We start from the raw sequence: 13,345 nt of genomic DNA on the forward strand, positions 1-13,345 counted from the left end.
AACTATTTCCTATAAGGAGTTTATCATACAAAAAATATTTCTGCATGCAAAATTCTCAGTAAGACTTATTGAAAAATATTTCGATATAGTAAGTATTGACAAAAATCTAATATGGAATATCCATTTTAATGATTCTTACAAAATTCTTAACTTTTCATCTTTTAAGAGGTATTTAACTCCTTATCAAAGAAACTATAGTGCGGAAGTATAAAATAATATTTGGAGGTTAGAAACATGTCTAAAATCGAAATCCCTGTTGTTAGTACATTACAATCTACAATTGAAAAAATGATGAAAGATTTAAATGTTCCGGGAGCTGCTGTCGCGATTATAAAAGATGGAGAAGTCATTGTTTCAGAAGGATTTGGCTATCGTAATTTGGAACAGAAAGAGCCAGTTACACCTCAAACTCGCTTTGCAATCGGCTCTGCGACAAAAGCATTTGGTACACTTTCTTTAAGCCTATTAGCAGGGCAGAAAAAGTTTGATTGGGATGCTCCTGTTCAATCTTATATTCCTACATTCTCTTTATCCGATGTATTTGCAAGCTCACAAATTACAGCGCGAGATTTAGCTTCTCACCGCTCTGGCGTAAGTCGTCATGATGCTCTTTGGTACAACTCTTCCTTAACTCGAAAAGACATCGTTGAAAAAATAAAGCATTTATCACTTGATGCACCATTTCGCACTGCTTTCTTATATAACAACTTAATGTATGCAACAATAAGCTATATTGTAGAAAACATTACAGATCAGACATGGGAACAATACGTCAAAGAACATATTTTAGAACCACTTCAAATGGAACAAACAAATTTCTCTGTCACTGACTCACAAAATACGAATGACTATGCATTGCCTTATGTTGAGAAAGATGGAGAAATAAAAGAGGTACCATTCCGTAATATTGATACAGTAGGAGCTGCTGGATGCATCAATTCTACAATCGAAGATATGGCAAATTGGGTGCTTTTCCATCTTAATCAAGGAAAAAGTGGAGAGCATGAATTACTATCTTCCGAATTACTACAACAAATGTATACATCGCACAACACAATTCCTGATCAACCGTTTTTATCAACACCTGAATCACCATTGAACAATTACGGTCTTGGCTGGTTTATTAGCGCTTATCGTGGCTATAAAGTGATTCATCACGGCGGAAATATCGATGGTTTTACAGCACTTGTCTCATTCATTCCAAAAGAAAATATAGGTCTTGTCATATTAACTAACTCTGGAAGTACATTACTCCCTAATTATCTTGCAAATCAAATCTATGACGAACTTCTTGAGCTAGAAACCATTGATTGGCATAAGCGTGCTATAGAAGACACTGCTAAACTGAAAGACATGATGAAAGAGGTAAACCAATCACTTCCAGAGCAAGTAAAAGATACCACACCTTCTCATCCATTAAAAGATTACACTGGCACATTCGAACACCCTGCTTACGGAACACTAGAAGTATATAAGCAAAATGAAGAGTTATATTTACAATTCACAGAAATGAAAGTACAGCTGAAGCATCATCACTACGACATGTTTTCTGCAACATTAGACTTATTCCAAATCGAAATGAATGTGCTGCTGTCTTACGAGATGAATACAAGCGGACAGTTCCAAACGATTCAATTACACGTACCTGCTATGTTAAGTACACAACCTCTTACATTCACAAAAGTGAAATAAAAATATAATAATAGGAACTATATAGAGGGAGGCATAGCTTCCCTCTATTAATTTGTACGAGCCTTCATCACATTATCACATTAGGCGTATGAGCTACTTCTACTATAAATCCATTCGGATCATAAAAATCTACTGTATAATATCCATCAGAGTAACGATTCATCTCAATCGGCCCGCGAATAATCTCCGCTTGTACATCTAGTAAGAAATTAGTAACCTCATCAACTACAGATCTACTAACGGCCTGGTAACAAATATGCCTCGGACCTAATGTTCTTACAATCTCTTCATCCATTTTCTTAAAATATATTTCAAGCTTTCCTGTACTAAATGCATTCTCGCTCAACTGTTTCCATCCAATAATAGCGAACAATCTACTGTAAAAACACATGGATTTCTCTAAATCCCCCACCCAAAACTCAATATGATGAATACCTGGTTCAAACCGCTGCATCTCTTTAGCTTCCCCTCTTTCATCATGAATGAACAGATTGTACGACTTGTAAAATTTCATTCGGTGTATCCACCATATAATCTGGAGAATCTTCTTTAATCGTTTCCATCACATCATATCCCCATCCAACCCATATGACATTCACACCAACCTTTTTACAAGCAATGATATCTCTCTGTTCATCACCAACATACACCATATTTTTTTCTTCTATTTTTTTAACCTTTAAAAATTTCTTAATAATTTTATCTTTACCAAACAGATTTTTCGAACAAAAAACATCTTGAATATTTTCCATTTGATTATTATGTAAAAACGCTCTAATATGTTCTTCTGAATTGGATGATATAATCGCTATTTCATAACCTTTTCTATGTAATTCATTTAATACTTCCTTCATTCCATTAAACAAAACAAGATCCTTAATAGCAGGCTGATATAACTTATAAAACTCTACTGCTAAAAAAGGAAGTTTATAGATTGGTACATGAAGCTGTTTACACCTTTCAGAAATAGATAATTTTCGTAAAGGTTCAATGTCTTCTTCCCTTACCGTTTTATACCTATGCTTCTCGGCAAGTTGATTATAAATAGGAACAAATATATCTTGTGAATCTACTAATGTACCATCAAAATCAAATACAACATATTTCAACATAATGAATACTCCCTTAGCTTCTTTTTTGAACAAATCTAAACATATTTTATTCGCTATTAAGATTCGTTTCACCTTTAATTTTAAAATCTAAAAAAATAAAAAAGAACAAGGACATCTCCTCGTTCTTTTTATCACGACAGCCATTTCGGTGGCATATTCGTATTCCAATAAATATCTCCTAGCTCATGATGCGCTGTATATCCATCATCAAAACGATGATAATGGAAATTAAAATAATATCCGTCTTGCGGTGGATGATCACGTCTTACATGAAAACGCAGTAAGTCGTTTCCTGTTTTTGTATCATACACATGAAAGATCTTTTCGTTATTACCACCCGCTGGTTTTTGTGAAATTGCTAATGATTGTAGTGACTCCTCTGGTATATCTGTTGCAAGTTCTGCAATTGCTTCTTCTATTTTAGGTAAAATAATATCTTTAAATTCATCTTCAATGACAGGTCCAATTTTAGAACCGAACTTTTGCATAGATTGTTTTTCGGCCTCTTGCATTGCATAGGTGAGAAAGGTATCTGCGGTTAACCTTTCACGCTCTTCTTCATATGTATAGGACGTCTGCTCCAAATTTTGTTGCCTTGTAGGCTTGTCCGCTTTTGCATTATCAAGCAAAATAGAAGGAGGCGTCACTAAGCCAAATGTAAATACAGTAATTAATGCAACTAATGTCTTTCTAAACCAATTTGGCATTTTTTTATTCCCTCCTCTTTCACTACTTATATTTTTATAACAGTTGTTTCTTCTATTATACAAAATGATGCTAATTTTTGCACTTTACAAATTTATTAACTTTCATATTTTTTTCATTTGAATATGGAATAGTAAGATTTCATATAATATAAGTACAACAATAGTGAGGAGGATTTTTAATGACTCTAGATGTCATGTACTCCGTCCTAAGCATTTTTGTTCTTTTATATTTTATTTATCAGTCGATTACAGACTAAAAAAGAGCCATTACGGCTCTTTTTTCTATGGTAAAAATACAATCCAGCCTATTACGATTAATAAGAAGATCCCAATGATGATAGCTGGTAATAAATAAAACTGTGCGAGTATAACTGTTCCGTAAATGAAAACAGCCGGAATAAACAAGCACATTTCTGCCCTTCCTTTTAACAATAATAACTTCCCTTGCTCACAATATAATTGAAGAAACATTTTTTTAGCAAATTCATTCCATTGATCACCTGAATAACGTGCAATTGCAACACAGGCAAATACAATAATAATAAGTGCAATCCACCATGGTGTTACTTTTATCGATGCTGCACTCATAAAAATAATTTTAATATAAAACCCCAGAGAAGCCCCTGATCGAAAATATTCCTTTAAAAATGATTCAATAATACGCGAATCAGATTTTTTTCCCATTATATGCTTCGAACGTGGAAACAACCATGGTTTCGAGCTATTACTTGGCTTCGTTGTTTGACCACTGAATTGCATGATTTCCATCGTCCAGCGCATTCCTTCTTCCTTTTCTTTTTCAACTTCCTTAAAAAAGAAACGTTGATAGTTCATCTTTTGTTTTATCAAAATCACACTAATTCCAATCAATACAATGATAAATAGTATTGCATATACTGGATGTTGAAAACCTAAAAACACACCACTTGCCATACAAATAAAACTTATAAAAAATACGATAATCTTTACAATCCATAATATCCAGCGCTTCCCTCCACGTACATCCATATACCTTATTAATAGTGATAACATAAATCGAAAAACGGTAAAGGACAGCCAAAATAATACGACTTGTAAAAGAGATACATCCATACTCTTAACCAATATAGGTAACATAATGAGCGTTACAATAATATTTGTTATACTTATTCTAATACATGTATATAACATGCCGTATTTCATTAACTTTTGCATATGAACTGGATGTTGAATTAAAAATAGGCTATCCGCTTGCTCTAAAAACGAACGCATTCCTCTTGAATATGTAACAAAGGAAAATACAAACAAACCTATTAAAAAATAAGCAGGTTCTTCTGCAGATAATTCTCGCGTCCATAATGAGCGATAATAAATTCCACTAAATATAAACGCTGGAATGATAATATAGAGAGCTACCGTCCAATCCGTAACAGAGCGAATCGATTTCCATTTCCTCTGCAATTCATGATGTAACCTTTTATAAAATTGTTGTTTCATCATGTTGTTCCCGCCTTACGATTGCATCAAAACAATCTAATAATGGACTGTCTGGCATTTCCGCTAGTGATTGAATCGCTTGTAGATTTCCATCCGCTAATAATGTGCCTTGTGAAATAAGTAAAAATCGTTCACATATTCTTTCCGCTGTATCTAGTACATGGGTACAAAGTAAAATCCCAGCCCCACGCTCTTTCTCTTTATATAAGAAGTTTAAAAATTCTCGTGTTGCTACTGGATCTAATCCAATAAACGGTTCATCGATAATATAGAAATCTGGCTCTGTTAAAAATGCCAAAATTAACATGGACTTTTGTTTCATCCCTTTTGAAAACTTCGATAAGTATTCATGCTTATGCTTTTCCATTTGAAATATATGTAATAACTCCCGTGCGTGTTCCTCCCAACCCCCTGCTTCACACCCACGTGCAGCCATTAACAATTCAATATGTTCCCATAGTGTTAAATAATCATAATATGTTGGTTGTTCTGGCACATATGCATACGGATTCTTTTTTTCACCAAACGAAATGTCACCATCCATATTTGCAAGCAAGCCAAGCATTGATTTAATTGTCGTACTTTTCCCGGCACCATTTGCACCAATAAGAGCAACCAATTCACCTTTTTCAATTGAAAATGCTATATCATGGATTGTTTTTTCTCCTGTTTCATAACCCGCTGAGCGAATATCAACTTGTAACAAATTACTTCCCTTCTTTCCACTTACAGTAAACTTCAGGAAAATTATAACATGTTTTCTATTAAAATATTATTCTATATATCTAATTTATTAAATATCGATTTTACCAGCAGGAAAAAACATTTTTTGACAGAATATTTAAAGTTTGAAGTTATTAATTTATTACATATGGAGATGGTTATATGACATTTCACATTCGAAAAGCGACTGTAAATGATAAAGAATCACTTTGTTCACTAACAAAAGAACTAAAGGGTTCCTCTATTTCTCATGAAGATATGGAAAATCGTTTGCAATTTGTTGAAATGAGTCCGTTTGATTTCCTATATGTTTACGAAGAAGATAATCATATATATGGTTTTCTCGGATTCCGTATAAGAGAGAACTTAGAAGATGTGACACGATATGGGGAAATTTCAATTATTAGCGTTGATTCCACTGCACGTAGAAAAGGAATCGGACAAATTTTAATGGATTATGCTGAGCAATTAGCAAAAAAACATAATTGTATTGGAACATGGCTTGTGAGTGGTACACAAAGAAAAGAAGCTCATCCGTTCTATAAAAAATTAGGATACGAAGTAAATGGATATCGATTTGTTAAATATTTTTAATCTATTAAGAGGAAGGAACTTATTATTATGACAAACATTCAAGCAATCTTTATCGACCGGGATGGAACAATTGGCGGCGACACCACTGTACATTACCCTGGTGAATTCACCTTATTTCCATTTACACAAAACTCCTTACACGCATTAAAAGAACAAAATATAAAACTATTTTCCTTTACAAATCAGCCTGGTATTGCTGATGGAAAAGCAAGTGTTGAAGATTTTATCCAAGAACTACAAGCATTCGGTTTTGATGACATATACCTTTGTCCTCACAGACATGGAGATGGATGTGAATGCCGAAAACCAAGTACAGGTATGCTCCTGCAAGCAGCAAAAAAATATAATCTTGATTTAACAAATTGTATTGTTATTGGTGATCGCTGGACTGATATCGTTGCGGGGGCGAATGTTCATGCAACAACGATATTAGTTCAAACCGGTGCCGGACATGATGCTTTGCATACATATCGTGATAAATGGGCTCATATTGAACCAAGTTATATTGCAACAAATTTTGAAGATGCTACAAAATGGATATTGGAACGATGAATGTCCACTTGTTGATTTGAAATGAAGTCACGATATTCTTCCCCTTTAGATATGATTTCAAAAGGGGATTTTTTATATTTAAAAGAAAAATATTAAAGAGTATCACAGCGCAGGAATAGTTTGTTTAACAAGGAAAGCGATACTACAAAAATTCATGTGAAGAATATAATATACCTTGAACTCTCCACAACTTAAGAGCCTTACAAAATGTTTGAAATTGCAATGTTCTTAATATAAAAGCTCAACATACAAATCTTGTATGTTGAGCTTCTAATATGTATTCATTTTTAAAAAGTTAACTCATAATGAAAATAACGACTATCTCTCAAATATCCATTCTCGGCATATAATCGTTGCGCTGAAATATTATCAATTTCCGTTTGTAACTTCAAACCTTTTGCACCATTTTCTAATGCAAAAGTTCTAGCTGCTTCTAACAATTTCTTTCCAGTACCTGCCCCACGTTTATTAGCTTGTACAAATAAATCATTTAAAATCCATAATTCCTTCATTGAAACAGATGAAAAAGAGGGATATAATTGCGTAAATCCAAGATATTCTCCATCTTCAACAGCTACAAAAATGACAGATTCATTTCTCTCGATACGATTACGCAAAAATGTTTTTGCTTCTTCTACATTCGATTCTTGCTTATAAAATACACGATAATTGTTAAATACTTCTGCTAATCCATCTAAATCTGCAATTGTTGCTTCATATATTTTCATTTTGTTCCGCTCCCTTTCCAATACTCTTTCATAAGATCCGTTACCCATTCAGGTTGTGTAATATCTTCATTTGGTAAAAATTCTTTCATAACAGGCTTTATATCCAATATAGGAGTACCATCAATTGCATCTAACCCTTCAACTACAATTGATTTCCCTTCTCTCCTTACAACTTTTGCAATTGTCGCCCCTAATCGATTTGGACGATTTTTTCCCCGCTGTGCAAAAATACCTATTTTCGGATATTCCTTATTATTTCGTGGATGTCTAGCCGAATATTGAATCTGCTCATCTGTCACTTTATGAAAATAAAAGATTACTTCAATATGCGAAAAACTTTCAATTCCTTGTATGCTTTCTTCTGCATATGAATCTGTTAATGTAATAAGAGATCTTATATCTCCCCATTCATCATCCATTATCATTTTTCTCTCATTATGTACAAAAGCAATTGGCTGAAGTGAAAACATCCATACTCCCCCTTTTTGTAACCACTTACATTATAAAATATTTTCTGAATGTTTTCCATCTATACAGTTGCATTAGTTTACATAATAAAGTTATGTTGTTAATTTTTATTCTCTTGCACTGCATCCAAATACCTGCCTAAAGAGATGTTCACAGCTTCAACAGCATGTATAAAAGTTGTATCAAATAAAGGAACTTGAGAATCTTCCTGTTTTACTAATAGCCCTATTTCCGTACAGCCTAATATAATTCCTTCTGCTCCATTTTGAACGAAACGATTTATTATTTCTTTATAGGAATCTCTTGATACTTGATTCATTTCTCCTAAACATAATTCATTATATATGATCCCATTTATCAGTTCCCTATCTGCTTCATTTGGTACAATTATTTTTATTCCATTCTGTTCTATTCGAGACTTGTAAAAATCCTGTTCCATTGTATATTTCGTTCCAAGTAAACCAACTGATCGAATTCCATGTTTTTTTATTTCTATAGCTGTTGCATCCGCAATATGTAAAATCGGGATACTCACCTTCTCTTTAATATTACAAATAACTTTATGCATTGTATTCGTGCAAATAACAATGAAGTCCACTCCAGCTTTCTCAAGAGAATATGCAGCTTCTCCTAATACTTCCCCCGCCTTTTCCCAATCACCTTCAGATTGATAATATTCAATCTCTGCAAAGTCAACGCTATATAAAAGACATTTTGCTGAATGTAATCCTCCTAATCTTTTCTTTACTTCTTCATTGATAATTCGATAATATTCAGCAGAAGACTCCCAGCTCATTCCACCAATAAGACCAATCATTTGCATCCTCCTAATTCCCCCTTCATTCTCTCATTTAAAATTCACAGAAAAATATCTTATTATGTAATTTTAACATAACAAAAAGGACATTTGTTAAACAAACAAATGTCCTTTTTATGTTCTTATACAATTCCAGTTAAACTATACACCCCAATCACCACAAAAACAGCCAATGTTTTAATAATAGTAATCGCAAAAATATCACGATACGATTGTTTATGTGTTAAACCTGTTACAGCTAATAAAGTAATAACTGCACCATTATGAGGTAATGTATCCATCCCTCCTGATGCCATCGAAATTACTCTATGCATGACTTCAAATGGAATATTATATTGCTCTGCTGCCGCAATATATTTCTCTGACATCGCACTTAAGGCAATACCCATTCCTCCTGAAGCTGATCCAGTAATTCCCGCGAGGACGTTTGTAGTCACTGCACCATTTACAAGCGGATTTGTAAACGTTGTAGAAATACTATCTCGAATAACACCAAAACCAGGTAATGCTGCTATAACTCCTCCAAAACCATATTCGGCTCCGGTATTCATAGCAGCAAGCAATGCACCTCCAATACTTGCATTTAAACCAGCTTGAAATCCAGTAAATAAGCGTTTCCAATTTAAAATAATTGTTGTAATAATTCCGATTAAAAGTGCCAGTTCCACAGACCATACACCTAGCACACCAGAAAGTTCTACTTTACCAAACGCCTTTAATCCAATTGCGGAAAAATCAAATCCCTTCGGATACCATGTAGGGATTAATACTGTAAAAACTTTATTCATTACCCCTACTAAAATAAGTGGTACAAATGCAAGCACTTGGCGAAGTGGTGTAATTTCAGGAGCTTGAATAGCTGATTTTACATTTTGTTCTGTTTCTGTTGTGGCAGCCATTTCAGGATTTTCATCTCCAAATCCATAATATCCTTCTCCACTTTCCTCTGCCTTTTTTCGTCTTCTTTCTAAATACAACATACCAACAAGGAATACAAAGATTGCCCCGATAATCCCAAGAAATGGTGCTGCATAAATATCTGTTTTAAAAAACGTGGTCGGAATAACGTTTTGAATTTGCGGTGTTCCTGGAAGAGCATCCATTGTAAACGTAATCGCACCAAGAGCAATCGTTCCAGGTATTAATCGTTTTGGAATATTCGCCTCTCGAAACAAATTAGCTGCAAATGGATATACCGCAAAAGCAACTACAAACAAACTAACACCACTATAAGTTAATATAGCTCCCATTAGGACAATTGCTAACATGGAACGTTTGACACCAACTAGCTGAATAATTGTCTTTGCAATAGACTCCGCAATCCCTGACATTTCTACTACCTTACCGAAAATTGCTCCGAGTAAGAAAACAGGAAAATATAATTTAATAAATCCAACCATTTTTTCCATAAAAATATTAGAGAAAAACGGCAATACGTGACTTGGTTCTGTTAATAAAACAGCAAATAACGCACAAATTGGAGCGAATAAAATAACCGAAAAACCACGATACGCAACAAACATAAGCATGCAAAGAGCTAATAGAATAATTACTAATTCCATATCCTGCCCCCTTTTCATTTCCGTGGAAATATTTGAAGAAAATTCTGAATTTTATAGGGTACTTATAGAAGTCTCATATTGATAATCAAAACATATACGATATAATTTTTTCACTTCATGATAAGATGGAATGCGTGGGTTATTGCTTGGACTCCCACTAGCAAGTGCATCTTTCGCCATTTTTGGAAGTGCATTTTCAAATTCAATCTGATCAATTCCATACTCCCTCAGATTAGGAATTTGAAGAGCGGAACAAAGTTGCTTTATTTCAAGAATCGCCTGATTGGCAACCTCTTCATCAGGAAGTGAATATAAATCTGGATTGATGTGCCGTCCGATATCTGCAAGTCGCTTGACTGAACAAACCTTTGTGAAATCTAAAACAGCTGGTAATAACATTGCATTAGATATGCCATGAGGCACATGAAATAGCGCTCCAATCGGACGAGACATTCCATGAACTAATGTAACCGATGCGTTTGAAAAGGCGATACCAGCTTGTAAAGAGGCAATCATCATCGCTTCTCTCGCTTCCATATTATCTCCATCTTCATAAGCAATACGTAAATATTTCATAATACTTCTTATCGCTGAAAGTGCTAGTACATCAGTAAGAGGCTGTGAAAATCTAGAAATATAAGCTTCAATTGCATGACATAATGCATCTATTCCTGTTGCAGCAGTAATATGAGGTGGTACAGAACGTGTCAATACAGGGTCAATAATTGCTATTTGCGGGGTAAAGCTTGGGTCCTTAATCATCATTTTTACATCTGTTTTTTTATTTGTAATAACAGCAACACTTGTCACTTCCGATCCGGTACCAGATGTTGTTGGAATTGCAATGAGCGGTAATGGTTGCTTTTCTATTTGCATATGATTTTGAACATAATCTTCAATCTCTCCACCATTTGTAAACAGCACTGCTACAGCTTTCGCCGCATCAATACAACTTCCCCCACCAAGTCCAATAATAAAATCACATTTTGACTCTGCGCATATCGTTAGCGCTTCCAAAACATGAATATTTGTTGGTTCCGCATTTACATTTTCATAAGTAATAACATCTATTTTTTTTGCTTTTAGTAGTTTCACACACGCATCGATATAGCCAAGCTTTTTCATAATAGAATCACTGATAATAAAAGCTCTTTTTCCTAATTTTGTTGCTTGTTCCCCTAATTTATCAAGTGAATTTCTCCCATACAAAACATTCTTTGGCATACGAAATTCCGCGATCTCTTGCAAGTAACCCACCCCTTCTTTCCCTACTAAATATTTTATAATGTGAAACTTCTATTGTATAAATTATCAAATTTAATATTCCACTTCGAATAATTATTTCCTCCCAGACTAATAAATTTATTAGTAGATTCCTGTAAATGTATAAAAGGCAATTACTAAAAATACAGCAATCGTTTTCAATATTGTCACCGCAAATATATCACGATACGATTGTTTATGCGTTAATCCTGTCACAGTAAGGATTGTAATAATTGCTCCGTTATGTGGCAGTGTATCCATTCCTCCCGATGCCATTGAGACAATACGATGCATAACTTCAAGTGGAATATTATATTGTTCAGCCGCCGCAATAAATTTATCCCCCATAGCACTTAAAACGATTCCCATGCCTCCTGAAGCTGAACCTGTAATACCAGCAAGAATATTCGTTGTCACCGCTCCATTCACGAGTGGATTCGTAAATGTTGCAGAAATACTATCTCGCATAATCGCAAACCCTGGAAGTGCTGCAATCACACCACCAAAGCCGAATTCTGCTCCTGTATTCATTGTTGCAAGCAAAGCTCCTCCAATACTTGTATTCAATCCTGCTTGAAATCCAGTTACAACACGCTTCCAATATAATAAAAGCGTTGCTATAATTCCAATGATGAGTGCTAATTCTACCGACCATATACCCAGTACTGCACTTAACTCTACCTTACCAAATGCTTTCATTCCAATTGAAGAAAAATCAAAACCATTTGGATACCACTTCGGTATAGTCATCGTAAAAACTTTATTCATAACCCCCACTAAAATAAGAGGTATAAATGCAACCACTTGCTGTACTCTTGAAATTTCAATACTTTGTAGAGTAGTATTATTCTTTTGCTCTAACTCTAAGGATGCTGCCATTTCAGAATTTCCATCTTCAAAACCAAAATATCCTTCTCCAGCTGCTTTTGCCTTCTTACGCCGACTTTCTAAGTAAATCAATCCTAATGTTAAGACAAAAATAGCTCCTATAATGCCCAGTATAGGTGCTGCATAAATATCTGTTTTAAAAAATGTTGTCGGGATTACATTTTGAATTTGCGGTGATCCTGGTAGTGCATCCATCGTAAACGTGACAGCTCCAAGGACAATCGTTCCTGGTATTAAGCGTTTTGGAATATTCGCTTGACGAAACAATTTTGCAGCAAATGGATATACTGCAAACACAACAACATAAACACTGACACCACTATAAGTTAAAACAGCCCCCATTAAAACGATAGCCAAAATTGTTCGTTTTTCACCCACTACTTCAATAATTGTCTTAGCGATAGAGTCTGCAATTCCAGACATTTCTACTACTTTACCAAAAATCGCACCAAGTAAGAAAACTGGAAAATACAACTTAATAAAGCCTACCATTTTCTCCATAAAAATATTTGAAAAGAAAGGTAGCACAAAACTAGGTTCTGTTAAAAATACCGCAAACAAAGCAAAAATTGGTGCAAATAAAATAACTGAAAACCCTCTATAGGCAACAAACATAAGCAAACTAAGTGCTAATAAAATAATGACTAGCTCCAATTCTCTCACCTTCTTTTAATTGAAAATTCAATCTTTTTTATCTAGATTTTTCTATGTATTCCTTACAAAATATCATTTTTATGACAATCAAATACTGACATCCCTCCTC

At 34.3% G+C, this 13,345-nt stretch carries 14 protein-coding genes; 3 read left to right on the top strand and 11 right to left on the bottom strand.

Translation table 11 applies throughout. From position 1 onward, the window contains the following. The first annotated feature begins 234 nt into the window (after positions 1-234). Complete coding sequence (locus tag J4P91_RS10610; protein WP_207994086.1) at positions 235-1,692, top strand: serine hydrolase; 1,458 nt, start codon at positions 235-237, stop codon at positions 1,690-1,692. 67 nt (positions 1,693-1,759) lie between these two features. Here J4P91_RS10610 and J4P91_RS10615 read toward each other — a convergent pair whose 3' ends face one another. From J4P91_RS10615 to J4P91_RS10635, 5 genes are all read right to left on the bottom strand, one after another. After that, positions 1,760-2,146: a VOC family protein gene (locus J4P91_RS10615; protein WP_207994088.1), complete on the bottom strand. Its 387-nt coding sequence runs from the start codon at positions 2,144-2,146 to the stop codon at positions 1,760-1,762. 22 nt (positions 2,147-2,168) lie between these two features. After that, positions 2,169-2,804: an HAD family hydrolase gene (locus tag J4P91_RS10620; protein ID WP_207994090.1), complete on the bottom strand. Its 636-nt coding sequence runs from the start codon at positions 2,802-2,804 to the stop codon at positions 2,169-2,171. A gap of 131 nt (positions 2,805-2,935) precedes the next feature. Then, complete coding sequence (locus tag J4P91_RS10625; protein WP_017149732.1) at positions 2,936-3,511, bottom strand: YpjP family protein; 576 nt, start codon at positions 3,509-3,511, stop codon at positions 2,936-2,938. 282 nt (positions 3,512-3,793) lie between these two features. Next, positions 3,794-4,990, bottom strand: coding sequence for an ABC transporter permease (locus tag J4P91_RS10630; RefSeq protein ID WP_207994092.1), 1,197 nt, complete (start codon positions 4,988-4,990; stop codon positions 3,794-3,796). Next, positions 4,968-5,693: an ABC transporter ATP-binding protein gene (locus tag J4P91_RS10635; RefSeq protein ID WP_207994094.1), complete on the bottom strand. Its 726-nt coding sequence runs from the start codon at positions 5,691-5,693 to the stop codon at positions 4,968-4,970. Before J4P91_RS10635 ends, J4P91_RS10630 begins: the two co-directional genes overlap by 23 nt. 179 nt (positions 5,694-5,872) lie before the next feature. On the opposite strand from J4P91_RS10635, the gene J4P91_RS10640 reads away from it, so the two are divergent. After that, on the top strand, positions 5,873-6,304 hold the full coding sequence (locus tag J4P91_RS10640; protein WP_207994096.1) for a GNAT family N-acetyltransferase: 432 nt from the start codon (positions 5,873-5,875) through the stop codon (positions 6,302-6,304). Between the two features lie 27 nt (positions 6,305-6,331). Continuing rightward, the gene (locus J4P91_RS10645; protein ID WP_207994098.1) at positions 6,332-6,856 is read left to right on the top strand and encodes an HAD-IIIA family hydrolase; all 525 of its coding nucleotides are present in this window, start codon (positions 6,332-6,334) and stop codon (positions 6,854-6,856) included. 287 nt (positions 6,857-7,143) lie between these two features. On the opposite strand, the gene J4P91_RS10650 is transcribed toward J4P91_RS10645, so the two are convergent. The 6 genes from J4P91_RS10650 to J4P91_RS10675 form a co-directional block, all read right to left on the bottom strand. After that, positions 7,144-7,584, bottom strand: coding sequence for a GNAT family N-acetyltransferase (locus tag J4P91_RS10650; protein WP_207994100.1), 441 nt, complete (start codon positions 7,582-7,584; stop codon positions 7,144-7,146). Further along, on the bottom strand, positions 7,581-8,054 hold the full coding sequence (locus J4P91_RS10655; RefSeq protein ID WP_207994102.1) for an SAM-dependent methyltransferase: 474 nt from the start codon (positions 8,052-8,054) through the stop codon (positions 7,581-7,583). Before J4P91_RS10655 ends, J4P91_RS10650 begins: the two co-directional genes overlap by 4 nt. 98 nt (positions 8,055-8,152) lie before the next feature. Further along, the gene (locus J4P91_RS10660; protein WP_207994104.1) at positions 8,153-8,875 is read right to left on the bottom strand and encodes an aspartate/glutamate racemase family protein; all 723 of its coding nucleotides are present in this window, start codon (positions 8,873-8,875) and stop codon (positions 8,153-8,155) included. A gap of 116 nt (positions 8,876-8,991) precedes the next feature. Further along, the gene (locus J4P91_RS10665; protein WP_207994106.1) at positions 8,992-10,431 is read right to left on the bottom strand and encodes a GntP family permease; all 1,440 of its coding nucleotides are present in this window, start codon (positions 10,429-10,431) and stop codon (positions 8,992-8,994) included. A gap of 51 nt (positions 10,432-10,482) precedes the next feature. After that, on the bottom strand, positions 10,483-11,688 hold the full coding sequence (locus J4P91_RS10670; protein WP_307802528.1) for an iron-containing alcohol dehydrogenase: 1,206 nt from the start codon (positions 11,686-11,688) through the stop codon (positions 10,483-10,485). A 108-nt stretch (positions 11,689-11,796) separates the two neighbouring features. Next, positions 11,797-13,236, bottom strand: a complete 1,440-nt coding sequence (locus tag J4P91_RS10675; protein ID WP_207994110.1) for a GntP family permease — start codon at positions 13,234-13,236, stop codon at positions 11,797-11,799. Between the last annotated feature and the right edge of the window lie 109 nt (positions 13,237-13,345).

Source organism: Bacillus sp. XF8 (assembly GCF_017498755.1).
GTDB lineage: Bacteria > Bacillota > Bacilli > Bacillales > Bacillaceae_G > Bacillus_A > Bacillus_A bingmayongensis.